General features: G+C 67.9%; 23 protein-coding genes. 12 read left to right on the top strand and 11 right to left on the bottom strand.

The features are described from left to right. Positions 1 to 63: 63 nt before the first annotated feature. The 3 genes from NF4_RS28000 to NF4_RS38145 form a co-directional block, all read right to left on the bottom strand. Positions 64 to 2316: an AAA family ATPase gene (locus NF4_RS28000; RefSeq protein WP_063130409.1), complete on the bottom strand. Its 2253-nt coding sequence runs from the start codon at positions 2314 to 2316 to the stop codon at positions 64 to 66. Between the two features lie 281 nt (positions 2317 to 2597). After that, positions 2598 to 3068, bottom strand: a complete 471-nt coding sequence (locus NF4_RS27995) for a hypothetical protein (protein ID WP_063814739.1) — start codon at positions 3066 to 3068, stop codon at positions 2598 to 2600. Positions 3069 to 3175: 107 nt separating this feature from the next. After that, positions 3176 to 3337: a hypothetical protein gene (locus NF4_RS38145; RefSeq protein WP_157120649.1), complete on the bottom strand. Its 162-nt coding sequence runs from the start codon at positions 3335 to 3337 to the stop codon at positions 3176 to 3178. A 199-nt stretch (positions 3338 to 3536) separates the two neighbouring features. Here NF4_RS38145 and NF4_RS27990 point away from each other — a divergent pair, with 199 nt between their 5' ends. After that, complete coding sequence (locus NF4_RS27990) at positions 3537 to 3989, top strand: SRPBCC family protein (RefSeq protein WP_063130383.1); 453 nt, start codon at positions 3537 to 3539, stop codon at positions 3987 to 3989. On the opposite strand, the gene NF4_RS27985 is transcribed toward NF4_RS27990, so the two are convergent. Continuing rightward, entirely contained in the window at positions 3964 to 5010 is a 1047-nt protein-coding gene (locus NF4_RS27985; protein WP_063130382.1) for a beta-ketoacyl-ACP synthase III, read from the bottom strand. The genes NF4_RS27990 and NF4_RS27985 overlap by 26 nt on opposite strands. A gap of 263 nt (positions 5011 to 5273) precedes the next feature. Between NF4_RS27985 and NF4_RS27980 the strand changes: the two genes are divergently transcribed. The 6 genes from NF4_RS27980 (at position 5274) to groL (ending at position 10573) form a co-directional block, all read left to right on the top strand. Then, positions 5274 to 5534, top strand: coding sequence for a GlsB/YeaQ/YmgE family stress response membrane protein (locus NF4_RS27980; protein WP_063130381.1), 261 nt, complete (start codon positions 5274 to 5276; stop codon positions 5532 to 5534). Positions 5535 to 5676: 142 nt separating this feature from the next. Further along, complete coding sequence (locus NF4_RS27975) at positions 5677 to 6402, top strand: phosphatidylserine decarboxylase (protein ID WP_063130408.1); 726 nt, start codon at positions 5677 to 5679, stop codon at positions 6400 to 6402. After that, positions 6402 to 7325, top strand: coding sequence for a CDP-alcohol phosphatidyltransferase family protein (locus NF4_RS27970; RefSeq protein ID WP_063060223.1), 924 nt, complete (start codon positions 6402 to 6404; stop codon positions 7323 to 7325). The genes NF4_RS27975 and NF4_RS27970 overlap by 1 nt, the downstream gene beginning before the upstream one ends. Positions 7326 to 7383: 58 nt before the next feature. Next, the gene (locus tag NF4_RS27965) at positions 7384 to 8145 is read left to right on the top strand and encodes a Clp protease N-terminal domain-containing protein (RefSeq protein ID WP_063130380.1); all 762 of its coding nucleotides are present in this window, start codon (positions 7384 to 7386) and stop codon (positions 8143 to 8145) included. A gap of 168 nt (positions 8146 to 8313) precedes the next feature. Further along, complete coding sequence (locus tag NF4_RS27960; RefSeq protein WP_063130379.1) at positions 8314 to 8607, top strand: DUF222 domain-containing protein; 294 nt, start codon at positions 8314 to 8316, stop codon at positions 8605 to 8607. 340 nt (positions 8608 to 8947) lie between these two features. Next, entirely contained in the window at positions 8948 to 10573 is a 1626-nt protein-coding gene (gene groL / locus NF4_RS27955) for a chaperonin GroEL (protein WP_063130407.1), read from the top strand. Between the two features lie 150 nt (positions 10574 to 10723). Here the strand turns inward: groL and NF4_RS27950 are convergent, their stop codons facing one another. Next, positions 10724 to 11728, bottom strand: a complete 1005-nt coding sequence (locus NF4_RS27950; protein ID WP_063130378.1) for an SMP-30/gluconolactonase/LRE family protein — start codon at positions 11726 to 11728, stop codon at positions 10724 to 10726. A 116-nt stretch (positions 11729 to 11844) separates the two neighbouring features. Between NF4_RS27950 and NF4_RS27945 the strand changes: the two genes are divergently transcribed. Continuing rightward, positions 11845 to 12324 carry a MarR family winged helix-turn-helix transcriptional regulator gene (locus NF4_RS27945; protein ID WP_063814738.1) on the top strand — a complete coding sequence of 160 codons (480 nt, stop codon included), beginning with the start codon at positions 11845 to 11847 and terminating at the stop codon, positions 12322 to 12324. A gap of 53 nt (positions 12325 to 12377) precedes the next feature. On the opposite strand, the gene NF4_RS27940 is transcribed toward NF4_RS27945, so the two are convergent. From NF4_RS27940 to NF4_RS27930, 3 genes are read right to left on the bottom strand one after another with little or no spacing between them, the layout of a single operon-like run. Next, a complete protein-coding gene (locus NF4_RS27940) occupies positions 12378 to 13169 on the bottom strand; it encodes an ABC transporter ATP-binding protein (protein ID WP_063130376.1) in 792 nt (263 codons plus the stop codon). After that, the gene (locus NF4_RS27935; protein ID WP_063814737.1) at positions 13166 to 14248 is read right to left on the bottom strand and encodes a FecCD family ABC transporter permease; all 1083 of its coding nucleotides are present in this window, start codon (positions 14246 to 14248) and stop codon (positions 13166 to 13168) included. The genes NF4_RS27940 and NF4_RS27935 overlap by 4 nt, the downstream gene beginning before the upstream one ends. Next, a complete protein-coding gene (locus NF4_RS27930) occupies positions 14245 to 15348 on the bottom strand; it encodes a FecCD family ABC transporter permease (RefSeq protein WP_063814736.1) in 1104 nt (367 codons plus the stop codon). Before NF4_RS27930 ends, NF4_RS27935 begins: the two co-directional genes overlap by 4 nt. Before the next feature lie 93 nt (positions 15349 to 15441). Here NF4_RS27930 and NF4_RS27925 point away from each other — a divergent pair, with 93 nt between their 5' ends. Next, positions 15442 to 16458: an ABC transporter substrate-binding protein gene (locus NF4_RS27925; protein WP_063130375.1), complete on the top strand. Its 1017-nt coding sequence runs from the start codon at positions 15442 to 15444 to the stop codon at positions 16456 to 16458. Positions 16459 to 16632: 174 nt separating this feature from the next. Here the strand turns inward: NF4_RS27925 and NF4_RS27920 are convergent, their stop codons facing one another. Next, positions 16633 to 17466 carry a siderophore-interacting protein gene (locus NF4_RS27920; RefSeq protein WP_063130374.1) on the bottom strand — a complete coding sequence of 278 codons (834 nt, stop codon included), beginning with the start codon at positions 17464 to 17466 and terminating at the stop codon, positions 16633 to 16635. Between the two features lie 504 nt (positions 17467 to 17970). Here NF4_RS27920 and NF4_RS27915 point away from each other — a divergent pair. Together NF4_RS27915 and NF4_RS27910 are read left to right on the top strand one after the other, a co-directional pair. Then, positions 17971 to 19092 carry an alpha/beta fold hydrolase gene (locus NF4_RS27915; protein ID WP_157120648.1) on the top strand — a complete coding sequence of 374 codons (1122 nt, stop codon included), beginning with the start codon at positions 17971 to 17973 and terminating at the stop codon, positions 19090 to 19092. 123 nt (positions 19093 to 19215) lie between these two features. After that, positions 19216 to 21288 carry a prolyl oligopeptidase family serine peptidase gene (locus NF4_RS27910; RefSeq protein ID WP_063130372.1) on the top strand — a complete coding sequence of 691 codons (2073 nt, stop codon included), beginning with the start codon at positions 19216 to 19218 and terminating at the stop codon, positions 21286 to 21288. A 9-nt stretch (positions 21289 to 21297) separates the two neighbouring features. On the opposite strand, the gene NF4_RS27905 is transcribed toward NF4_RS27910, so the two are convergent. Together NF4_RS27905 and NF4_RS27900 are read right to left on the bottom strand one after the other, a co-directional pair. Then, positions 21298 to 22158, bottom strand: coding sequence for an alpha/beta hydrolase family protein (locus NF4_RS27905; RefSeq protein WP_063130371.1), 861 nt, complete (start codon positions 22156 to 22158; stop codon positions 21298 to 21300). Between the two features lie 43 nt (positions 22159 to 22201). Next, positions 22202 to 22834 (bottom strand): TetR/AcrR family transcriptional regulator, encoded by a 633-nt coding sequence (locus NF4_RS27900; RefSeq protein WP_063130370.1) that lies wholly within the window; start codon positions 22832 to 22834, stop codon positions 22202 to 22204. Between the two features lie 245 nt (positions 22835 to 23079). Here NF4_RS27900 and NF4_RS27895 point away from each other — a divergent pair, with 245 nt between their 5' ends. Further along, complete coding sequence (locus tag NF4_RS27895) at positions 23080 to 23766, top strand: ZIP family metal transporter (RefSeq protein ID WP_063130369.1); 687 nt, start codon at positions 23080 to 23082, stop codon at positions 23764 to 23766. The last annotated feature ends 17 nt before the right edge of the window (positions 23767 to 23783 follow it).

The raw sequence follows: 23783 nt of genomic DNA, 5'->3' as shown, positions 1-23783 counted from the left end.
CATCCGGCTACCCTGGGGCAACTGTTTCACCAGGTCAGGCATATCGGACAGAACGGGAACGGGTCAGCGGCGGGACTCCGCGTACCGGCGCAGCGATTCCAGCTGTTCGGCGTCCAGTGAGGGGCGCACCGCACGGCGGGCGGCGTCGACATCCGCGGCCGTCACATCCGCGGCATCCACATCACGGCGCATAGCCGCCAGCGCCGCCTCGCGCAGCAGTGCCGCGCAGTCCGCGGCGGAGAAACCGTCCAGCTCGGCCGCGAGCCGGTCCAGATCCACCGACTCCGCCAGCGGGACCGCGCGGCCGGTGGTACGCAGAATCGCCGCCCGGGCCTCGGCGTCCGGTGGGGGCACGAACACCAGCCGTTCGAGCCGGCCCGGTCGCAGCAGCGCCGGATCGATCAGTTCCGGCCGGTTGGTGGCGCCCACGACCACCACATCGCGCAGCGGTTCCACTCCGTCCAACTCGGTGAGCAGCGCCGCCACCACCCGGTCGGCGACTCCGGAATCGGAACTCTGGCCGCGGCGCGGCGCCAGCGCGTCCACCTCGTCCAGGAAGATCAGCGAGGGCGCCGAGTCCCGGGCCCGCTGGAACAGCTCGCGCACCGCACGTTCGGAGGAACCCACCCATTTGTCCATCAGTTCCGCGCCCTTGACGGTGTGGACGCTCAGCTGGCCGCTACCCGCCAGCGCCCGCACCAGGAAGGTCTTCCCGCACCCCGGCGGGCCGTACAGCAGCACCCCGCGGGGCGGCTCGATACCGAGCCGCGCGAACGAATCGGGGTGCCGCAGCGGCCAGAGAACCGACTCGGTCAGCGCCTGCTTGGTTTCGGCCATATCGCCCACATCGTCGAGACCGAGGTCGCCGAGCGCCAACTCGTCGGTCCCGGAACGCGACAGCGGCCGGATGACCTCCAGGGCACCGCGGAGGTCCTCCTGCTCGAGGAGTGGTTCGGTGCCGTCCCGGCTCGCCCGTGCGGCCGCCCGCAGGGCCGCCTCCCGGCACAGTGCGGCGAGATCGGCGACCACGAAGCCGGGGGCCGACGAGGCGATCTCGTCCAGTCGCAGCTCGCCGGTGGGCACCTTGCGCAGCAGCTGTTCGAGCAACGCCCGACGCATCCCGGCGGTGGGCAGCGTCAGCGCGACTTCCCGGTCGCACAGATCGGGCGCCCGTAACCGCCGGTCGATCGCCGCCGGATGCGCGGTGGTGGCCAACAGCGCCACGCACGGTTCGGCCAGCGCCGCACGCAACTGATCCAGGATCAGCGTCGCGACCGGTTCGGCCGGTTCGGGTAGCAGCGCATCGATATCGGTGATCAGCAGAATGCCGCCCCGGCCCGACCCCACGGCCGCGGCCGCGGCCGCGACCGCGCGCAACCGGGCCCCGCTCTCCGCCGCGCCCACCGACGGCCCGTCCAGTTCCACGATCCGGCGGGGTGCCACGACCGCTCTGGCCAGCGTGGTCTTACCCACCCCGGCCGGTCCGGTGACGAGCACACCCAACCGCGGGTTCGCGCCCAGCGCCTTCAGCAATTCCGGTTCGTCCAGTGCCAGGCTCAGCCATTCCGTCAGCTTCGCCGCCTGCGGTTGGACCCCGGCCAGGTCCTCCACCTTCAGTTCGGGAGGCGGCGCTGTCCCGACCGGAACGGATCCGGGCAGGTCGCGGCCCGTCACCGTATCGAGGTGGCTCGGCGCCGGCGCCTGTGCCGAACCGAAATACTCGTTCACCCGGACGGGAGCCGGCCCCGCACCGGTGGCGACCCCCGCCGTCCACTCGACCGCGGTGTTCGGTTGCACGCTCACCGGCGCACCGGGCGGATCGGTGGTGACCACGGTGAGCAATTCCGAGGTCCAGGCGATCCCGAACGCCCGAGACAACGCCTGACTCGCCACCGACGACGGAATATCGGGTCCCAGCTCCCGGGGCAGCAGGGATACCGTGTCACCCACGGTCACCACCTTGCCGAGCAGCGCCTGGCGCAGCGTGGCCGCCGGAATCGACTGCGTGGCCTGCCGGGACCCGCTCACGGTGACGCGGCGGGCGCCGTACACCACGGCCGGCGCCACCACCACGCCCGCGTTCTCCCGCAGGCCGGCATTGGACAGGGTCACATCGTCGAGGAGCGCGGTACCGGCCGGAGTTCCCGCGGGCGCCCGGCCCACCACGGCCGCGGTACGGCGGGCGCCGATGAGTGAGACACCGTCCCATTCGCGTAACCCGAGGGCGGTGAGCGCCTCGGGATGCAGCCGGACCACCCCGCGCCGGGCGTCGGCGGCGGAGGGATTCAGACGGACGGTCAACGCCAACTCAGCCACCGTGCCATTCTGCGCCGCTTTCGGGAATGCCGGGGCGCGGCCCCCGGTGACCGGCGTCGAGTATCGCGCGGTTCGCGTGCCGCGCTCGCCTGCCGCGGGCCGAATTTTGGATGCCGACGCCGACCCGGCGATGAGCGCCACCGTCGCTCTCGATTCCGCCGGTATCCCGGAGGTATCACGATCGATACCGGCGGAGATACCGCTCACCTCACCCACGCCAACGACGAGATCTCGGCGATCGGTAGCTGAAAGTGTGCGGCCGCGACCGGCCGCACCCTCTTTCATCCGTTGACGACGATCCCCGCGACCACGGCGACCTTCTGATCGGCCAGCTTCTGGGAGTTGCACACCAGTTTGGCGGTGCCGAGTGCGGCATTGGGGTTGCCCACGAACGCGCTGTCGGGGTTCTCGGCGAGGATCTGGCCGATGAGTTGTTGCTGCTGCGGTTCGTCGAGCTGTGCGAACTGGCCGCAGGTGGTGTCGGAGGGGCGGTCCGAGGCGGGGGCGTCGCCGGCGGAATCGTCCTCGGTCGCGGTGGTTTCCGGCGGCTGCGCGGGGGTTTGTTCCGCGCCGGGGGCGGTGGCCTCGGCGGTGGTGCCGTCGCCGGATTCCGTCTGCGGCGCCGTCTGCGCGGTCGCGGTGTTCTTGCGCAGGCCCGACGCTTCGGCCGGCTCATCTTCGGAAGAGCAACCCGAAAGCGCCAGCGCCGCGGCGGCGGCAGCGGCGAGCACAACAGTTGAGATTCGCTTCATAACGCATTCCCCGGTGGTCAGCCACGCCGGAGCCTCCGGCGCGACCAGCAGCGTACCGGGTGGTGCACGGCGGCCCCGGCCGCAGCCGGGGCTCCGGACGCCGGGGTTCAGACCCGGTGGTGCAGGACCATATCCAGTTCGGTGGGGGTGAGTAGACGTTCCAGCTGTTCGTCGATCCTGGCGGTTCCGGAGGGGTCATCGGGTTCGAGTGCCGGGAGTTGCGGCAGTCCCTCGGGGGTCTGGCGGCGCAGTAGCGAGCGAAAGTTCACGGCCCATCACCTCACGGTAGCTGTGTATTTGCTGGCGACGCGTCTTGCTGGCGGTGGCGTGTACGGCAACCGATGGGGTCCCGCAATCGATTCTGCTGCCGGATCGGTGATATCGATACGCGGCGCGGAAAATGTGACCGACCCGTCGCCTATCGCTACTCTTTCTGGTACTTGGAGTTTCATCTACCCGGAGGCAACGTTGCCGAAAAACCTCGAAGCCAGCATCGATATCGCCGCCCCGCCGGAGCGGGTCTGGGCGGTACTCGCCGACCCGAGCCGTATGCCGGAGTTCAGCCCCCAGTGTGTCCGGATGATCCCGATCGGCAAGCCGAGAGCGGGCACGCTGACGGTCAATCTCAACCGGGACGGATGGAAGTTCTGGCCGACCACCTCGCGCATCCTGCGCTACGAAAAGAACAGTGCGCTGGCCTTTCGTGTGAGCCAGAACCGGACCGTGTGGACCTACACGCTCGAGCCCACCGAGAACGGGACCCGGCTCGTCGAACGCCGGGACGTCCCCAACGGCACCACCTGGGTATCGCGGACCCTGATCGATGCGGTGCTCGGTGGGGAGGCGGCGTTCGAGGAGAACCTGGTGGCCGGGATGAACGAATCGCTGGCGAAGATCAGGACAGCGGCCGAGGCGAACTGAAGTTCGGCAGGTTCACGACCTGGGCCGCGTAGGAGAGCCCGGCGCCGAAGGCGATGAGCAGCGCGGTATCGCCGGGCTTGGACTGCCCGGTGCGCAGCAGGGCCTCCATCGCCAGCGGAATCGAGGCTGCCGAAGTGTTGCCGGCCTCCTCGATATCGTTGGCCAGCGCGCAGTTCTCCGGCAGTTTCAGCACCCGCGCCATGATCTCGATGATCCGGCCGTTGGCCTGGTGCGGGATCATGGCGTCCAGGTCGTCGGTGGACAGTCCGGCGCGGTCGATGGCGTCGCGGCAGACCTTCTCCAAGGAGTGCGCCGCCCACCGGAACACCGCGGTGCCCTCCATGGCCAGGTAGGGACGGACGGCGTCGGTACCCTTCTCCTCGATCTCGGCGAAGAACTCGACCCAGTCCTTGTCCTGGCGGATGACCCGGTGCTGGGTGCCGTCGGAACCCCAGACGGTCGGCCCGATGCCCTGTTCCTCGGCTGCGCCCACCACCACCGCGCCCGCGCCGTCGGCGAACAGGAACGCGGTACCGCGGTCGGCCGGGTTGACGGTGGCGCTGAGTTTTTCCACCCCGATGACGAGCACGTGGGAGGCGGTGCCCGCGCGGACCAGGTCCGAGGCCATGGCCAGGCCGTGACAGAAGCCGGCGCAGCCGGCCGAGATATCGAAGGCGGCGGCGCCGCCGGTGCCGAGTTCGGTGGCGATCCGGGGCGCGGCGGCGGGAGTCAGCAGCAGATGGGTCGAGGTGGCGACGATCACGCAGTCGACCTGGTCGCCGGCGATACCGGCCGAGTCCAGGGCGCCGCGACAGGCGGCCACGCTCATCGAATGGATGGTCTCGGTGTCGTCGGCGAAGCGGCGGGTGCGGATACCCGAACGGGTCCGGATCCACTCGTCGCTGGAATCGATCGGTCCGGCTACTTCGTCGTTGGTCACGACTCGCGCCGGGCGGTACACGCCCAGTCCCAGGATCGCGGTGTGCTGGGCTCCGGTCGTCTGGGCGATCTGAGTAGCCATGGTGCTTCTCCTATGTACCTGCGGCTGGGTCGCCGCGAGGGTGGACCCGATTCGGATGTGGATTCCTCACCCGCCGGCCGCGTGTGTGGTCGCGGTCACCGGGCAATCCGGAGACATGAGGCACCCTCATATTATCCCCAAGTGCGGACGACGGCATCGCTTATTCGATATTCGCCGGGGTTATCGAGATCGACTCCGGGTATTGCGGCGATACCCGCCCGCGGCCGCTGGCGGGTTTCCGGAGAACAAGCGAGGAACAACTCATGCTCGGACTCGGCATCATCGGCTGGATCATCATCGGCGGTATCGCCGGCTGGATCGCCAGTAAGATCATGAAAACCGACGCCCAGCAGGGCATTCTTCTCAACATTGTGGTAGGTATCGTCGGCGGCCTGATCGGCGGCTTCCTGCTCGCGGCATTCGGTGTCGACGTGAACAGTGGAGGCTGGTGGTTCAGCTTCTTCACCTGCCTGGCCGGCGCCGTCATCCTCTTGTTCCTGGTGAAGTTGGTCGTCCGGAGGTAGGCCTCGGTTCGACACCCGGTGCCACCGGCCTGTTCGGCGTAAGGTGTGAACGCTTGCGCCGACAGGTTCGGCCGGCCCGTGCGCGGTGACCGGTCGCCACCTGGAGTCCGCGCCGATCGAACCGAGTACGAAAGAGGAATCTGTGGCACGCCGTCCCACGCCGCCGGGCACCCCGGAAACCACCGGTCCGGCCCATCTGGCCGATCTGGTGCGCAGTGCGATCCCGCCGATGCATCCGGCCGGATTGCCCTTCGTGGCCGTTCCGCTGGGGGTCGCCGTCCTGGGCCGCAGGCGGCGCTGGGTCCGCCGGACCGCGCTCGCGGCGGCCGGGGCGAGCGCCGCCTTCTTCCGGCACCCCCACCGGGTCCCGCCGAATCGGGCCGGAGTGGTGGTCGCCCCCGCCGACGGTGAGGTCGCCCTGGTCGACACGGCGGCGCCGCCGCCCGAGCTGGGTCTCGGCGATCAGCCGCTGCCCCGCGTGAGCATCTTCCTGTCGGTTTTGGACGTGCACGTCCAGCGCACGCCGGTCTCGGGTGTGGTGCGCGATGTGCGCTACCGGCGCGGACAGTTCAAGTCCGCCGATCTGGCCGATGCCAGCGAGGTCAACGAACGCAGCAGCATGCTGATCGATACCGCCGACGGGCAGCAGGTGGTGGTGGTCCAGATCGCCGGTCTGCTGGCCCGGCGCATCGTCTGCGACGCCGCCGCCGGTGACCGGGTCACCATCGGCGACACCTACGGACTGATCCGTTTCGGGTCCCGCGTGGACACCTACTTCCCGGCCGGGACCGAACTGCTGGTGAATATCGGCCAGCGGACGATCGGGGGGGAAACGGTACTGGCGGTGCTGCCGTCGGCGGGCGCGTGATGGAGCAGGTCATCGAAGGCAGGCGGCGCCGATCGATCCGGCTGCTGCCCAGTATCGTCACCATCCTGGCGCTGTGCTCGGGACTGTCCGCGGTGCGGTTCGGCCTGGAGGGAGAGCTGAAGATCGCGCTCGCCATGATCGGCGCGGCCGCGGTCCTGGATACCCTCGACGGCCGGCTGGCGCGGTTGCTGTCGGCGACCACCAAGATCGGCGCCGAGCTGGACTCCCTCTCCGATGCCATCTCGTTCGGGGTGGCGCCGGCGCTGGTGCTCTATGTGGTGCTGTTCAACGGTGAGAGCAGCGGCTCGGGCTGGATCATCGCGCTGCTCTTCGCGGTGAGCATCGTGCTGCGGCTGGCCCGGTTCAACACCCTGCTCGACGACGACACCCGTCCCGATTGGGCGCGCGAGTACTTCGTCGGGGTCCCGGCTCCGGCCGGCGCGCTCATCGCCATGGCTCCGATCGCGGTGTACGTGCAGTTCGGCGATGGCTGGTGGACGAGTTTCCCCGTGGTCGCGGCCTGGACGGTCTTCACCGCGGCGCTGTGCGTGAGCACCATCCCCACGCTGGCCCTCAAGTCGGTATCGGTAGCCCCGCAGGCCGCCGCCGGCCTACTGGTGCTGGTCGCGCTGGCCGGCGCGGCGCTCATCACCTACCCCATCGTGCTGTTGCTGGTACTGATCGTGCTGTACCTCGGGCATATCCCCTTCGCGTGGTACTCGCGGCGCTGGGTCGCGGCCCGGCCCGAGACCTGGCAGTACAAACCGGCCGAGCGCCGCGCGCAACGCCGGGCCGACCGCCGGTTGACCGTCCTGCGCCGCCCGGAGATCCGGCGGCCGGTACTGCGCCGCCCCGATATCCGGCGGCCGGCGCTGCGGGGCGATTCGCGGTTGCGGTTGCGCCGGCCTGGTGGGCGGAACTGAGGGGTTCTGCCGTCAACTCCTGGTTGACGATGGTCATGCGTCAACCTATAGTTGACGCATGACAACAGTACGTCTGGACGACCTCATCGAGGTCATCAAGAAGGCCCGGCCCGACAACGCCCTGGAACAACTCGCCGATGCGGTGGTCACCGCGGGTCATCTCGGTGAGCTGGCCGACCATCTGATCGGTCATTTCGTCGATCAGGCCCGCCGTTCGGGCGCCTCCTGGACCGAGATCGGCGCGAGTATGGGCGTGAGCAAACAGGCCGCCCAGAAACGCTTCGTGCCCAAACCGCCGGGTGATCCCGCCGCCGAGATGGACCCCAATGCCGGATTCGGCAAATTCACCCCGCGCGCCCGTACGGTCGTGGTCGCGGCCCAGGAGGCCGCGAATATCACCGGCAGTGCCGAGATCTCCATCGGGCACCTGGTCCTGGGACTGCTCAGTGAGGGGGATGGGCTGGCCGGTCAGCTGATCGTCGAACAGGGTGTCACCCTCGCCGATATCGCGAGCGCGGCACTGACCACGGTGGGTGGTGACGCGACGGCCGCGCCGGAGGCCCTCAAGGCCGCCACCGCCGCCGGCAAGATGAGCGGGCTCATCCCCTTCGGCGCCGATGCGAAGAAAGCGCTGGAGCTGACGTTCCGCGAGGCACTGCGGCTCGGGCACAACTACATCGGTACCGAGCACATCCTGCTTGCCGTCCTGGAGCAGGAAAACGGTTCGGGGATCCTGAGCGACACCGGGTTGCGCAAGGAACCGCTCGAAACCCGGTTGATCGAGTTGCTCCGGCAGATCGTCGCGGAGAAGGACAAGTAAGGTTGCCCGGCCGCGGAGTCTCCGGGACTCCGCGCCGCGCGATCACCGCGATTCGAACCGGTCCACGGCGAGTCGTGTGCGGGTGGCGCCCGGCCGCCGCGCTGGTGTTACCGCAGGCGGGGGCTCTGATGTGCCCGATCCGGGCCGGTGTCCCGGTAATCTATAGCAATGGCGGATGAAACGGACTCCGACCTGGTGGCCGGTGAGCATCGGGACGATCTGCTGCGCGCATTGACCTACATCTCCACCGAATCGTTGTCGGACGGGAGCTATGTGGTCAACGGTGATCTACCGCCGGAGGTCGCGCCGCCGTTCGTTCGCGCCATCATGCGGGTCGAGGCCGAACTGCTGCTGCACGATGCCGAATTCGTCACGATCGACGAGGGGGAGCCGCGCACCCCGGAGGAACGGCGCGCGGACGCTTTTCTGGCTCTTGCGCTGCGGGTCACCGACAGTCTCTGACCCGATTCGGGGTCGCATCCGACGTGGCCGGGGAACCGCCTGGTTCTCGCGGCCCACCTCCCTGGATCGTTCACCCGCAAATGGTCGGGGCCCGCCCCGGCCCGCCCCGCCGGAGGCGGGGCAAATGAACACGACCTTGCACTCGGCACCGGCGAGTGCTAAAAATGGCTTTGGCACTCCCCACCGGAGAGTGCCAAGGTCGGGACGGTGAGATCGGGTACCACGACACCCCTGGTCGTCCGTCGCGGGCACCGAACCTGGCCACAAGCGTAGCTAAAGGGTGACCCGACAATGCGGTCATCCTGTGTGTCAGCCTCATTACTTGGAGGATCTCACCGCAATGGCCAAGACAATTGCGTACGACGAAGAGGCCCGTCGCGGCCTCGAGCGGGGCCTCAACAGCCTCGCCGACGCGGTCAAGGTGACGCTGGGGCCGAAGGGCCGCAACGTCGTGCTCGAGAAGAAGTGGGGCGCCCCCACGATCACCAACGATGGTGTATCCATCGCCAAGGAGATCGAGCTGGAGGACCCGTACGAGAAGATCGGCGCCGAGCTGGTCAAGGAAGTCGCCAAGAAGACCGACGATGTCGCGGGCGACGGCACCACCACCGCCACCGTGCTCGCCCAGGCGCTCGTGCGTGAGGGTCTGCGCAATGTCGCGGCCGGCGCGAACCCGCTGGGCCTGAAGCGCGGCATCGAGAAGGCCGTCGAGGCCGTCACCGCCCGGCTGCTCGACTCCGCCAAGGAGATCGACACCAAGGAGCAGATCGCGGCTACCGCGGGTATCTCCGCGGGCGACTCGTCCATCGGTGAGCTGATCGCCGAGGCCATGGACAAGGTCGGCAAAGAAGGCGTCATCACCGTCGAAGAGGCGCAGACCTTCGGTCTGTCGCTGGAGCTCACCGAGGGTATGCGCTTCGACAAGGGCTACATCTCGGGCTACTTCGTCACCGACCCCGAGCGTCAGGAAGCGGTCCTCGAGGATCCCTACATCCTGCTGGTCGGCTCGAAGGTCTCCACCGTCAAGGACCTGCTGCCGCTGCTGGAGAAGGTCATCCAGGCCGGCAAGCCGCTGCTGATCATCGCCGAGGACGTCGAGGGCGAGGCCCTGTCGACCCTGGTCGTGAACAAGATCCGCGGCACCTTCAAGTCCGTCGCCGTCAAGGCCCCGGGCTTCGGTGACCGCCGCAAGGCCCAGCTCGCCGATATCGCCATCCTCACCGGTGGCGAGGTCATCAGCGAAGAGGTCGGCCTCTCCCTGGAGACCGCCGGCATCGAGCTGCTCGGCCAGGCGCGCAAGGTCGTCGTCACCAAGGACGAGACCACCATCGTCGAGGGCGCGGGCGACGCGGAGGCCATTCAGGGCCGCGTGGCGCAGATCCGCACCGAGATCGAGAACTCGGATTCGGACTACGACCGCGAGAAGCTGCAGGAGCGCCTGGCCAAGCTGGCCGGCGGTGTTGCGGTCATCAAGGCCGGTGCCGCGACCGAGGTCGAGCTCAAGGAGCGCAAGCACCGCATCGAAGATGCCGTGCGCAACGCCAAGGCCGCCGTCGAAGAGGGCATCGTCGCCGGTGGTGGCGTGGCCCTGCTGCAGTCGGCCCCGGCTCTGGACGACCTGAAGCTCGAAGGTGACGAGGCGACCGGCGCGAACATCGTTCGCGTGGCGCTGTCGGCTCCGCTGAAGCAGATCGCGTTCAACGCCGGCCTCGAGCCCGGCGTGGTCGCGGAGAAGGTTTCCAACCTGCCCGCCGGTCAGGGCCTCAACGCCGCGACCAACGAGTACGAGGACCTGCTCGCCGCCGGTGTCGCCGACCCGGTCAAGGTCACCCGCTCGGCCCTGCAGAACGCGGCCTCCATCGCGGCCCTGTTCCTGACCACCGAGGCCGTTGTCGCCGACAAGCCGGAGAAGGCGGCCGCCGCGCCGGCCGATCCGACCGGCGGCATGGGCGGCATGGACTTCTGAGTCCCGCCACCCGGCAATCCTTTTCGAATCAAGGGCCGGTCCACCGTCACGGTGGACCGGCCCTCGGTCTGTTCACGGACGCCGCGGACTACCCGCTGGGCCGCCCCGCCGTCCGACGGTCCGGCCCCCGCGTGTTCGTTCGGTCGGCGCTCAGAGGCCTGTTACCGCGAGCACACGGAACGGGGCGGTGGGTGTGCCGGGGCCCAACGGCCCGCCTCTGTCGAATTGCGAGGCGACCATGAGAACGCGGTCCCTGTCGTGGACCAGTGTGGTGGGAGTGCCGAGAGAGTCGTCGTGGTGTTCGGCTGTCCGGGTGGCGGTGTAACCGTTATCGGACAGGATCCAGGTGCTGACGATATTGTTGGTGTTGAGGGCCGCCCGCAGGGTGGTGCCCTCCAGATCCAGACCGTCGCCGAGGGGGAGTTCGCCGCCGACGAGATTCACTCGGCGGATCGGCGTGGAATCCGGGGTGAGGGCGACCCGGTAGAGATCGCCTCCGGTGGAGTCGGCGGTCAGCAGATAGGCGCCGGCGGGGTCGGCGACTATTCCGTTGAGGGTGTAGGCGTCGGGGCCGTGTGGTTCCAGGACGGACGCCAGATCGAAGGCCGGGCTCAGTTCCCCGTGCCCGGCCCCGGTCAGCGCTCGGTCCAGGTCGACGGGGGTGACCCGGTAGATGAGGTCGCGTCGGCTGTCGGTGAGATAAGCCGTCCCGTCGGGCCCCAAGGCGATGTCGTTGACGAAACGGTCGCCCGTTCCCGGTACATCGAATCGCGCGCGCAGCTGCCGCGAATCGATGTCATAGACGGCTACTCCGGCGGTCGAGTCGAGAACCCACAGCCGACCTGCTCGATCGACCCGTAAACCGTTGGCGGTCCGGCGGCCGTCGGTTCCGGAGGGCAGGAAGACTTCCGCCCGGGTGGCGCCGACGGTGTTCCGGTAGATCGTCCCATCGATGTAGGAGCCGACATAGGCATCGCCGGTGCGCTCGTCCAGGGCTATGCCTTCGGGATAGACGCGGTCGCCGGGGAGTTCGAATGCGGTGTCGATACGGGGCGCCGGGGTGGGTTCTGCCGGGTGCCCACAGCCCGCCAGAACAAGGCCGGCGGCAGCCGCGAGAACTGCGGCGGACCAGCGACGGCGGGTGGTACGAGACATGGCCCATGCCCTTCTGTACACAAGATGTTCAGCCAGGTGATGTGTAGGCTAACTTAGATTAGAGTTCTAATATTAGTCAAGACTCTAATGAAGGTCGGCATGGATACCATGCCTGCATGACGTCCATGCCCGCCGAGGAGCGCATCGGTTCGTATGTCAAACGTGCCGAACAGGCGCGGAACGCGGCCAAGAGTGCCGCACTCAAACCCATCGGCGTCACTGAGGCGCAGTACGCGGCGCTGTTGTTCCTCAGTGAGAATCCTGGTATCTCGGCGGCGGCCCTGGCCCGGTTGTGCGGGGTGACACCCCCGACGATGAACACGGTGCTGACCAACCTCGTCGACCGCGGCCTGATCGAACGCACCCAGCATCCGTGGCACAAGAACATGCTGGAAACGCGCCTCACCGAAAGAGGGGAAACGGTGATGGGGGAGGCCGACGCCCGTGCGATCGCGGTCGAGCGAACCGTCGGCGACGGATTCACCGATGCCGAACGAGAAACGCTGTGCCGGTTGCTCACCCGCTGTGCCGAACTGTTCGATACCGCCCGAGTGGACGTGCCGGCGGCTTTCGCCGCCGGCAGCGCCGAGAAATAGGCCCCCGCAGGCCGGTCCACCAGCTGCAGGCGGCCGCGGCGTTCTCGCACCGATCAGAGCGGGATGACGTGCGGGCGGCCCGCGGTCGGCTCGGTGACCACCTGCGCGGCGAGGCCGAAGACATCGCGCAGCACGTCCGGGCGTACGACCTGCTCGGGGGTGCCCTGGGTGACGATGGCGCCGTTCTTCATCGCGACGAGATGGTCGCTGTAGCGGGCGGCCAGCGAGATGTCGTGCAGCACCATGAGAACGGTCCGGTTGTGCTCGCGGTTCATCCGCACGATCAATTCCAGCAGTTCCACCTGATGTGCCAGGTCCAGATAGGTCGTCGGCTCGTCCAGCAGCATGATGTCGGTTTCCTGGGCGAGTGTCATGGATATCCACGCCCGTTGCCGTTGGCCACCGGAGAGTTCTTCGAGCCGGGCGCCGGCCAGGTCGAGCATTCCGGTGCTGTTCAGGACGTGCCGCAGCGTTGCCTCGTCGAGGACGGAGAACTGTTCGTACCAGCGTTGCCTGGGATGGCGCCCGCGCGAGACGAGATCGGCGACCGTGAGACCGGGCGGCGCGAGGGGGGACTGAGGCAGGATGCCGACGCGCCGGGCGACCTGCCGGGTGGGCAGTGTGCCGATCGGCTTGCCGTCGAGCAGGACTCGACCGGCCCGGGGAGCTATCAGCCGGCCGAGGCCGCGCAACAACGTCGACTTCCCGCAGCCGTTGGGGCCGATGATCGACGTGACCGATCCGGTCGGAACATCGAAGGTCAGATCGGTGACGACAGCGGCGCCGTCGTAGCCGAGGGCGAGATTCTCCGCGCGTAGTACGGACTTCGTTTCCGGGTGACTCACGTCAGCTTCCTTTGGTTCCGCAGGACCAGAAAGAGGAGATACGGCCCGCCCAGCACCGCGGTCGCCACACCGACCGGCAGCGATACCGGCAGCGCGTTCGCGGCGAGGGTGTCGGCGATCGAGACGAATACGATGCCGACCAATCCGGAAGCCAGGATCGGTGGCACGGTCGACCGGGTGAGCAGCCGTGCGATCTGGGGACTCGCCAGAGCGACGAAGACGAGCGGACCCGCGACCACGACACCGGTGGAAGCCAGCAGCGTCGCGAGGGACAGGGCGTACAGGCGAAGGCGGCCGATCCGGATGCCCAGTCCGAGCGCGATATCGTCGTCCATGGTCAGCAGCATCAGCCGCCGCCCCAGCAGCAGCGCACCCACCAGCAGGACCAGGGCCAGCAGTGCCATCGGCTGGATCAGCGGCCAGTCCTTGCCGTTGAGTGAACCGGACATCCAGGTCAGCGCCTGGGCCGCGTTGCTGACATCACCGAGGGTCAGCATCCAGGTCGTCAGGCTCACCGCGAGCCCGTTGATGCCGATCCCGACGAGCACCAGGCGGTAGCTGTCGAGACTCGCGGAAAAGGCCAGCAGGAAGAGCAGGATTCCGGCCAGGATCCCGCCGCCGAATGCGGCGACCGGCAGCCCGACCCGAGCGGCGAACCCACTGAGCCCGGCGGCGCCACCACCGGCCAGCACCAGCACGGAGACCGCGCCGAGCGAGGCGCCGGCCGTCACGCCGAGGACATCGGGGCTGGCGAGCGGGTTGCGTGCGACGGTCTGGGTGATTGCCCCCGCCATGGCCAGACAGCCGCCCGCTATGACGGCCCCCACGGCGCGCGGCGCCCGGAATTCCGTCACGGCGAGGTGGAGCCGGGAATTCGAGTCGTCGCCCAGCAGCGCCCGGACGACCGCGTCGAGCGGTAGCGCGGAACCGCCGTTGGCGATATGGATCGCGGTGGCCGCCAAGGCCAGCAGGGCCAACGCCCCACCGACCCATAGCGCTCGGGGCGTGACGCGCACCGACACCGGGCCCCACCGCACGACGCGGGTGGGCGCGAGCAGGTCCGGGACCGGGCCGCTCATACGGTCACCAGCCGGCGGCGCCGAGCGAGGAGTACGAAGAACGGGGCTCCGATGACCGCGAGCACGACCCCGACCGACAATTCTCCCGGCCGGGCGATGACCCGGCCGGCGGTATCGGCGACGAGGACCAGGAATATGCCGAACGCGGCCGCCGCGGGCACCGAACGACGGTAGTCGGCACCGACGAGGGCCCGGGCGATATGGGGCACCAGCAACCCGGCGAAGGCGATCGGCCCGGCCATGGTGACCGCGGAGCCGGCCAGCAGCGTGATCGCCACGATGCCGGCACACCGCGCGATCGGTACCGAGGTTCCGAGCGATCGCGCCGCATCCTCGCCGAGAGCGAGCGTGTTGAGCGCGCCGATATTGAGCACGGCGAGCACCAGCCCCGCGACCGCGAAGGGCCAGATCGCCTCGAGCGTGTGCGGACGCGCCGCGAGTGAGCCCACCTGCCAGAACCGCAGCGTGTCCAAGGACGCGCTGTCGAGCAGTACCAGTCCGGTGACCAGGCCGCCGCACAGCGCGGTGACGGCCGCGCCGGACAACACCAGCGTGATCGGCGTCGCCCCGTTACGGGCGGCGGTACCGACCGCGAACACCACCACACCGGCGATCAGGGCGCCCACGAAGGCCAAACCCGCCTGGGCATGCACCGGCAGGGCGCCGAACAGGAACGTGGCGGAGACGATCGCGAGCGCCGCGCCCTGGTTGATACCGAGCAGGCCCGGCTCGGCGACAGCGTTGCGCGTATGCCCCTGGGTCAGGATTCCGGCTACACCCAGACACGCTCCCGCGGCGATGCCCACGAGGGTGCGCGGCCAGCGGAGTTCACGGATCGTCACGTCCATATCGGTGCCGGTGGGGGTGAAGATCGCATGCCATGCCTCCGGCACCGTCGACGGGCTGCTGCCGACACAGACGCTCACCAGTACGGCCGCCACCACCGCGGCGACCGGCACGCCCACCATGACCAGCGGTGAGCGGCCGGGACGAGGCGCGGCCCCGCTGCGCGGCGAGACCGGCGATCCGACCGGTGATCCCGGCACCTCCGAGGTGGTATCGCCGGTCACCGGTTCGCTCGCACCGGTACCTGTCGCCATCTCGGTTCTCCTTGCTAAGGTTCAGCAACGCATTGGGCAGCCTATCCTTATCGGAATGTCGCGTGGTAGCCCACCTGAACGAAAGGTGACCTCATGCGAGTGACGTCCCCGCGGTCGATAGCCCAGCGATCACTGGCTCCCCTGTTGGTAGGCGGACTGCTGTTCGCCGCAGCGTGTGGTTCGGGCGACCCCGGTTCGAGCGCTTCCGTGGATGCGGGGGGCGCCCCGATCTCGATCGAGCACGCCATGGGGACCACGACCATCGAGGCGCCACCGGAACGCGTTGTCGCACTGGATCCGAGCTTCTCCGACGCCGCGCTGCTGCTCGACGCCCCCCTCGTCGGTTACGTCCAGTATCGCGAGGACCGGGACAATCCCTTCCCGGACTACCTGGGCGATATCGATGATGTGGTGGCCGATTCGGTCAACGTCGGCACGATAGCCGAGCCGAATCTGGAACAGATCCTGGAACTCGAACCCGACCTGATCATCTCGGCGAAAGTGCGCCACGAGCCGCTCTACGATCAGTTGTCCAAGATCGCACCGACGGTGTTCTCGGAGACCACGGGTCCCACGTGGAAGCAGAACGTCGTACTCCTCGGCGCGGCGCTGGGCCGGAAGGACAGAGCCGAAGAGTTGGTGACCGGCTACGAGGAGCGCGCCGCCGCGGTGGGTGAACAGATCCGGGCCGCGCATCCCGGCGTCACCTATTCGCTGGTCCGATTCGCCGGTGAGAACACCGCCCGGCTCTACTCCAGCAGTTCGTTCATCGGCGAGATCATGGCGGATATGGGTATCCCACGCCCCGCCGGCGCACCCGACGACAACGACAGCATCTTCACCCCGCTGTCGGTGGAGCAGATCCTCGCGGCCGACGCGGGAATCGTCATGGTGTCGGCGTACACCCCGCCGGGAGCCGAAGGGGACTCCAGCCGGGATCAACAGGCGTCCTTCGAAGCCAATCCGCTGTGGCAGCGCCTCACCGGCGATATCGTGCACGTCGACGACGAGCCGTTCGTCCTCTCGGTGAGTGTGCAGGGTGCGCACGCCTCGATCACCACGCTCGCCGAACACTTCGGTGTCGATCCGCGCAAGGATCTGATCCCCTGATCGATCGGGCGCCGATCACCGGTTGCCGGGGAGTCGTGGGCAGACCCGCTGCCACGACTCCGTCGGGAGGGCGGTGCTCGGGACGATCGCGATGACCGCCGGGTGTGTTCACCGATATCCGCCCCGTCGTGCGGATCCGGGCACCCGCGATCGCGCGACCGACCGGCTTGGCGATCAATTCGAGGCGGCCTGGCCGAGGCGCCAGAAACCGCTGAACATGATGTCGGATCTGGGCACTCCGCGGTCGCGCACCAGGTGGCGACGCACTCCGGCGACGAGTTGCTGCTCGCCGGCGACGAAGGCGTAGCCGGGCCCGTCCGGGAGGGCCGCCGCGCGCACCGCTTCGGTGGCCGGCCTACCGATCCGGACGCGAGGGTCGGCGCGGGGCAGCCAGTGCACCCGCACGCCCGTCGGCTCGCCCAGGTCCTGGATATCCGTCCGGTGGGGGACCTCGATATACGCCGCCCCGCACAGATCCCGCGGCGCCGATCGCAGCACACCCGCGATCGCCGGCAAGGCGCTCTCGTCGCCGACCAGCAGTGACCAGCTGGCATGCGGCGGAGCCTGATACATGATGCCTTCGTCGAGCAGGCCGATGGGTATGCCCGGGCGCACCTGGGCGGCCCATGCGGAGGCCGGGCCGGAATCCCCATGGGCGACGAAGTCCACATCGATCTCGGCGTGCTCGCCGAAGAATCCGGCGCCGGCGGGGCGAAACCCGCGCACGGTGTAGTTGCGGATCAGTGGCCGGGTATCACTGCTCATCGCCAGGCATTGCGTGTACCAGAGGGTGTTCTGTGCCGCGGTGGGCAGGCGCAGACCGGTTTGCCGCTCCCGCGGCAGGAAGAGACGGATCCACTGGTCGTAGCCCATCGGCACGAAATCGGCGAGATCGGGACCGCCCACCGTGACCCGGATGAAGCTGTGGCCGATACGCTCGGCGGCCAAGGTTTCGGCGGTGCAGATCCGCCGCTGCTCCGGTTTGACGTATTTGGTCCGCGTCGCCATGCCGGTTAGGTTAGCAAAGCCTAACCATCTGGAGTGGCAGCCGTTTCCGGCGCAACCGATCGACTGTCCGACGGTGGCTACCCTCGTCCAGGGCCCGGCGTCGATCCTCGTGGTTAGATGAGGCCCCGGTTTTCCCAGTGTTCTAGAGGTGTGGGTTGATGTCGACGTGGAAGTTGTCAGCGGTCGGCCGGAGCGGTTCTTCCCGCGCTGAGATCGGCCGGTCCACACCGGTCCGCCCTGATTCGCTATTCGACTCGAAATTCGCCGCAGTCCGGGTTATGGCTGGATGCGGTCGAATTCGTGCTCGGAGATAGCCTTCAGAATCTGTGTGCGGCTGTTTGCAATAGATTGCGGGCAGCCACGGGCGATTACGCGACGATATTCGCGACTCCGTCCGCGGCCGTCGGGCACGCTCTTCCGTCCGCAGTGTCCGAGTACCGCGGCGCCGATCGATTTCGAAAGCTCACCCCCGGTGGACTCGGTGCGTCGCGCAGCGTGTCGCCCATGCACAGCGACACGAATGTCAGCGGTGGCCGCGGCCACCGGAACGAAATGTCCGGCGGCTCCGGATCCGGTGGTGGTCCGCCTGGTCCGCCTGGTCCAGAAATGCGGGGAGGGGATCGGCATCCTGGTGATTTCGTCGTCATTCTCCCCAACGGAAGCAGATTGCAGTGCCGTGCCGAGGGGCCGGAAGGCGGAACACCGATAATCCAGATCCACGGAACGCCGGGCAGCCGAGTGGACACCGCTCCGCCCGAGCTACTCGATCGCCTGGACGTCCGGCTGATCACCTACGACCGCGCGGGTTACGGCGGATCCGATCTACAGCCGGGAGCGAGAGTTGCCGATTCCGCCGAGCATGTCCGAGCGATCGCGGACCATCTGGGAATCGGTGAATTCGCTGTCGTCGGTAGGTCCGGCGGCACTCCCCACGCAGCGGCTGTAGCGGCCGGCCTGCCCGACCGGGTCACCAGGCTCGCGCTGCTCGTCCCCCTCGCACCGCCCGACCTGATGAAAAATGACTATTTCGTGGGCATGACCCAGCAAGCCGGGTTGGATATATCGGCCAAGGGCCTGGATACAAAGGTGGGGCAACTCATCGACGCGTGTGATACCAAGATCATGAATTTTCGGGCCTCTCCCACCGATCCGACAACGATCATCGGTATTCCGAGAGATGAGCTCGGCGCGGCCGATAGAGAAACCGTGGGCAGAAACGCCGAAAAGCTGTGCGCGATGTACACCGAAGCCTTGGCAAAGGGTGAGGTGGCCTGGAAGAAGGATCTGACGACCTCCATGGGCACACCCTGGGGCTTCGAACTCGGCGATATCAACTGTCCGACGATGATATGGACCGCGAGCGGAGACGGACTCACACCCTCCGCCCATGCGCACAAAATCGCTGAACAACTACGGCCGGAGCAAGTTCAGGTGTATACGGTGCCCGGCGGTGAGGTAGGTCATCTGGGTGCTATGGAGACCAAGCCCGGTGCCTACGCATGGCTGTCCGGGCGGGAGGATCTGGCCCTCTTCCCGACCGGTGCATCCTCCGACCACCCGCCCGGCGCCGCCATCCCCACCAGCCTCGATCAGTGGACGAAGCTGGCCGAACCCGAGGCCGGGTGAGCTCGGACCGGGAGGCGCCGGGGTGGCCTTCGCCGACCTGCTCGACGGCCGTGCGCATGGGTGCGGCCGCGTCGGATCCGCCACGGTTCCGTACCGCCCGCCCGGCTGGGTGACAATGGTCGGATGAGTGGCGTACAGGACAGCGAAGCCGATCCCTACCTCTGGCTCGAAGAGGTCACCGGCGAGCGGGCACTCGATTTCGCCCGGGCGCACAACGAGGTCGTCATGGAGCGGTTCGCCGCGGCCGACCGGTTCGATGTACTGCAGCGCCGGATCCTGGACATGCTGGATACCGATGCCAAGATCGCCTTCCCCGGGCGGCGCGGGCAGTGGCTGTACAACTTCTGGCGCGACGCGGCGCATCCGCGCGGTCTGTGGCGGCGCACCACCTTCGCCGAATACGTGAAAGCGGATCCCGAATGGGATGTCCTGATCGACCTGGACGCGGTCGCCGCTGCCGAGGACGAGAACTGGGTCTGGGGCGGTGCCGGAGTGTTGCGCCCGGCCCAGAGCCGGGCGCTGATCAGCCTGTCGCGGGGTGGTGCCGACGCCAAGGTCGTCCGTGAATTCGATATGGAAACACGCGAATTCATCGCTCCGGAGGACGGGGGCTACTTCCTGCCGGAGGCGAAGTCGCGGATCAGCTGGATCGATATCGATTCCGTATATGTGGGAACCGATTTCGGCCCCGGCTCGCTCACCGGATCCGGATATCCGCGGATCGCGAAACGCTGGCGCCGGGGCACCGCGCTCGAAGCCGCGGAAACAGTTTTCGAGGGCGCGGTAACCGATGTCTCCGTCTCGGCGGGTTACGACCGGACCCCCGGCTACGAGCGGCACTACATCGCACAGGCCACCGATTTCTTCAACGAAGAGGTCTTCCTGCTGGAGGACGACGGTTCCCGGACCCACCTGGAGACACCGTCGGACGCCGACGAGTCGTGGTACAAGGAATGGCTGCTGGTCCGGTTGAAATCGCCGTGGGAGGTCGGGGGCAACACCTATCCCGCCGGTGCCCTGGTCGCCACGAATTTCTCCGATTTCCGCGCCGGCGGGCGCGATTTCGACGTGCTGTTCGAGCCGGACGCGCACACCTCGCTGCACGGTTACGGCTGGACCGAGAACCATCTGCTGCTGGTGACCCTCGAGGATGTGCAGACCAAGCTGTACGTCCTCACCCCCGGCGCCGAGGGCTGGCGTACGGAACCGCTCGCCGACACCCCCGCCATGGCCACCACCGGCATCATGAATCTCGACCCGCTCGAGGGCGGGGACGACTACATGCTCATGACCAGTGGGTTCACCACACCCACGACACTGCTCGCGGGGTCGGTCGGTGCGCCGGTGACCGAATGGAAACAGGAGCCCGCGTTCTTCGACGCGACCGGTATCGAGACCGAACAGTTCTTCGCGCGCTCGGATGACGGAACGTCGATCCCGTACTTCGTGATCCGGCACCGCGATACCCGGGATACGCCGGCGCCCACGGTGATGTCGGGCTATGGCGGGTTCGAGGTGTCCCGGACTCCCGGCTACGGCGGCGCTTCCGGTATCGGATGGCTGGAACAGGGCGGCACCTATGTGATGACCAATATCCGCGGCGGCGGGGAATACGGGCCGCAGTGGCATACCTCGGTGCAGAAGGAGAACCGGTACAAGGTGTACGAGGATTTCTCCTCGATCGCCCGCGATCTGGTGGCCCGTGGAATAACCACCGCCGACCGGCTCGGTGCCGTCGGCGGCAGTAACGGCGGTCTGCTGATGGGCGTGATGCTCACCCGGTACCCGGAATTGTTCGGGGCGATCGTCTGCCAGGTGCCGCTACTGGATATGCGGCGGTACCACCGGCTGCTGGCGGGTGCGTCCTGGGTGGCGGAATACGGTGACCCGGATGTGCCGGAGGAATGGGCGTATATCAGTCGGTACTCCCCCTACCAGCGCGCCGCGGAAACCGGTGCGGGCGCGACCTACCCACCGATCCTGCTGACCACCTCCACCCGCGACGATCGCGTGCATCCGGGGCATGCCCGCAAAATGGCGGCGCTGCTGGAGGACCAGGGGCACCGGGTCTGGTACCACGAGAACATCGAGGGCGGGCACGGCGGCGCCGCCGACAACAAGCAGTCGGCGTTCCAGGCGGCCCTGATCTACGAGTTCTTCACCCAGATGCTCATCGAGCGCCGAACCGGGAAGTGATCCGGCCGATCACCGATCGTGTAGCCACTTCTCGATACGGTCGACCACGTCGGCGGGTTCGGAGATCCAGCCGTTGTGGCCCAGCGGCCGGGGCGCGTGCCAGGTCGTCTTGTCGGCGTTCGGCAGTTTGTCCAGCAGATGCCCGGCCGACGTCGGCGGGGCCAGTTCGTCACCGGTCAGGGTGATCGAGAGTACGGGCAGCTTCAGCCGGGAGAGACGTTCCTCGTAGTCGATATCCGCACCGGCCGGGTCGAACCGGCCGGTGCGGGCCAGCCGGGCCCAGTCGGAGACGAGCACCTTCGACTGGCGGCCGAAACCATTGGGGCCGAGTTTGTCGCCCGGCCACACTCCGGCCAGCCCGGCGGTCAGCGAGACCGCAGCGGTGCCGACCAGCATGCCCGGTGCGAGCAGGCCGCGAAATCCCCGGTAGTACGGGGTCCCGGACGCGACGAGGATCAGTCCCGCGAGGCGGCCGCGGACCCGCGCCGCGTACAGCGCCGACAGTTGCCCGCCCATACTGTGGCCCAGTACGTACGGGGTGCGGTCGGGGAAGCGGGTGCGTACCACCTCGAAGATCGCCGGGAAATCCACCGCGGCGAGTTCGTGGTATCCGTAGGTGCTGGCCGCGCTCGGTTTCGGTGAGCTGGCGCCGTTGCCGCGCAGTTCGCCCACCGCGACATCGATGCCGCGCCGGGCGAGCGCACGAGCGAAATAGAGGTAGTACTCGCCGGGAACGCCGAGCCCGGGTATCAGTACGACCACCGGGCGAGGTGTATCCGGGGTGACCGCACGCCCGTCCGATCCCGTGGCCGGGACCAGCCGCACCGGGACGGTACTGCCGTCGGGCATCTGGATCGCAACGGTCTCCACCGGGTCAAGGCTAGCCGCCGGACGCACTCGACCGGCGGCGTGGTCAGGCCCGGATCGCGCCCACGATGATTCGGCTCAGCACCCGGATCACCTCGTCGAGCGGTTGGCGCGGTTCGGCCCCGCTCCATTCGTCCACCACATAGTTGACCGCGCCGATGATGGCGAGCATGCGCAGGTCGTAATCACCGGTCGGGATCTCACCGTGCAGTGCGGCGTCCTCGGCGGCCTTGGCGAGCACCGAACTCCAGGCCCGGCGCGACTCCCCGCGCATCTTCTCGACTTTGGCCCCGGCGCCGACCACTTCGACGAGCACGACCCGAGCTCGCCGCATATCGGTGCCGATGGATTGCACATAGGCGCGGATGGCGCCGTCGATCCGCTCCAGCGCGCTCTGGTCGGTGCTCTGGTCGAGGGAGGCGAGCACCGCGGTCCGCGATTCCCGGTCGATGAGAGCGAAGAGTTCGACGAGGAGCGATTCGCGGCCGGTGAACTCTTCGTAGAACTGGCGCGAGGACAACCCCGCGTCTTTACAAATGGCCCCTACCGAGCTATTGGCATACCCGTCTCTCGCAAAAACCGTCAGGCCGGATTCGAGAAAACGAGCGCGCCGCTCGCGTTGCCGATCTTCTACGGGCTGCCCGGCATACCGTCGTCCCGAATTCGCTTCCTGTGACATCGCGCAGAACAATACCGAAAAGCCCGATCCTCACGTCATCGATCGGGCCTTTCGTAGCATGCCGGTAGCACAGTGTGGGTTTGCCGAAAGTTGGCTGTCCGCAACCCGGGTCGCCGGTGAAACTGCCAAACCGGACAATACCCGGATCCCGCTGGTCCAGCGGATTTTAGAGGGAAATTCTAGAATAATTTCCACAGGCCCGGCATGACCATTGCAATAACCCGGCAACACATAGGGTTCACCTTATGGGAACCGCACTGCTGTATGGGCTGGGTACGGCAATTCCATTGCTGGTCGGTGCGGCCATCGGTTTGCGAACCACATTGCCCAAGCCATTGCTCGCCTCACTGATGGCGTTCGGTGCGGGCACCATGATCGCCGCGGTGACCAACGAACTGTTCGAACCCGCCTTCGTGCAGGCAGGGGCATTCACCGCCGGAGCCGCGCTGTTTCTCGGCGCCGCCGTGTACGTGGTCGCCAACCGGCTCCTCGAACGCCGGCAGGGTACGGGAGCGGTGGGCTGGGCGCTCATGCTCGGAACGGTTCTCGACGGTGTTCCGGAGAACACGGCCCTCGGGGTATCGCTGGGGTCGGGCGGCGGGTTCGTCCTGCTGGTCGCCATCGCCGCGGGCAACGTACCGGAGGCGATCGGCGGATCGGCACTGCTGCACCGGCAGCGGAATGTCTCCCCCGGTAGGGCGTTCAGCCTGTGGCTCCTCACGGGCGCGGTCCTCGTCGTGGTCACCGTCGCCGGAAGCCTGCTCTCCGACCACCTCGAGCCGACCCATATCAGTGCGATCCAGGCCTTCGCGGGCGGCGCCACTATCGCGGTCCTCGCCGATTCGCTCATGCCGGAGGCATACCGGGAGGGTGGCTGGTGGGTCGGCATGGCGACCTCGATCGGTTTCCTGGTCGCTTTCCTGCTGGGCTGACGGACCGGACCGGCGGA

This window comes from Nocardia fusca NBRC 14340, assembly GCF_001618425.1.
GTDB lineage: Bacteria > Actinomycetota > Actinomycetes > Mycobacteriales > Mycobacteriaceae > Nocardia > Nocardia fusca.
This window is presented reverse-complemented; position numbering and strand designations above follow the sequence as displayed.

Coding starts and splice junctions, on each gene's coding strand:
- NF4_RS27995 (WP_063814739.1), bottom strand. CDS start 3,068: ATGAAGCGAATCTCAACTGTTGTGCTCGCCGCTGCCGCCGCCGCGGCG.
- NF4_RS27985 (WP_063130382.1), bottom strand. CDS start 5,010: ATGGCTACTCAGATCGCCCAGACGACCGGAGCCCAGCACACCGCGATC.
- NF4_RS27980 (WP_063130381.1), top strand. CDS start 5,274: ATGCTCGGACTCGGCATCATCGGCTGGATCATCATCGGCGGTATCGCC.
- NF4_RS27970 (WP_063060223.1), top strand. CDS start 6,402: ATGGAGCAGGTCATCGAAGGCAGGCGGCGCCGATCGATCCGGCTGCTG.
- NF4_RS27965 (WP_063130380.1), top strand. CDS start 7,384: ATGACAACAGTACGTCTGGACGACCTCATCGAGGTCATCAAGAAGGCC.
- NF4_RS27960 (WP_063130379.1), top strand. CDS start 8,314: ATGGCGGATGAAACGGACTCCGACCTGGTGGCCGGTGAGCATCGGGAC.
- groL (WP_063130407.1), top strand. CDS start 8,948: ATGGCCAAGACAATTGCGTACGACGAAGAGGCCCGTCGCGGCCTCGAG.
- NF4_RS27950 (WP_063130378.1), bottom strand. CDS start 11,728: ATGTCTCGTACCACCCGCCGTCGCTGGTCCGCCGCAGTTCTCGCGGCT.
- NF4_RS27945 (WP_063814738.1), top strand. CDS start 11,845: ATGACGTCCATGCCCGCCGAGGAGCGCATCGGTTCGTATGTCAAACGT.
- NF4_RS27935 (WP_063814737.1), bottom strand. CDS start 14,248: ATGAGCGGCCCGGTCCCGGACCTGCTCGCGCCCACCCGCGTCGTGCGG.
- NF4_RS27930 (WP_063814736.1), bottom strand. CDS start 15,348: ATGGCGACAGGTACCGGTGCGAGCGAACCGGTGACCGGCGATACCACC.
- NF4_RS27925 (WP_063130375.1), top strand. CDS start 15,442: ATGCGAGTGACGTCCCCGCGGTCGATAGCCCAGCGATCACTGGCTCCC.
- NF4_RS27920 (WP_063130374.1), bottom strand. CDS start 17,466: ATGGCGACGCGGACCAAATACGTCAAACCGGAGCAGCGGCGGATCTGC.
- NF4_RS27915 (WP_157120648.1), top strand. CDS start 17,971: ATGCACAGCGACACGAATGTCAGCGGTGGCCGCGGCCACCGGAACGAA.
- NF4_RS27910 (WP_063130372.1), top strand. CDS start 19,216: ATGAGTGGCGTACAGGACAGCGAAGCCGATCCCTACCTCTGGCTCGAA.
- NF4_RS27900 (WP_063130370.1), bottom strand. CDS start 22,834: ATGTCACAGGAAGCGAATTCGGGACGACGGTATGCCGGGCAGCCCGTA.
- NF4_RS27895 (WP_063130369.1), top strand. CDS start 23,080: ATGGGAACCGCACTGCTGTATGGGCTGGGTACGGCAATTCCATTGCTG.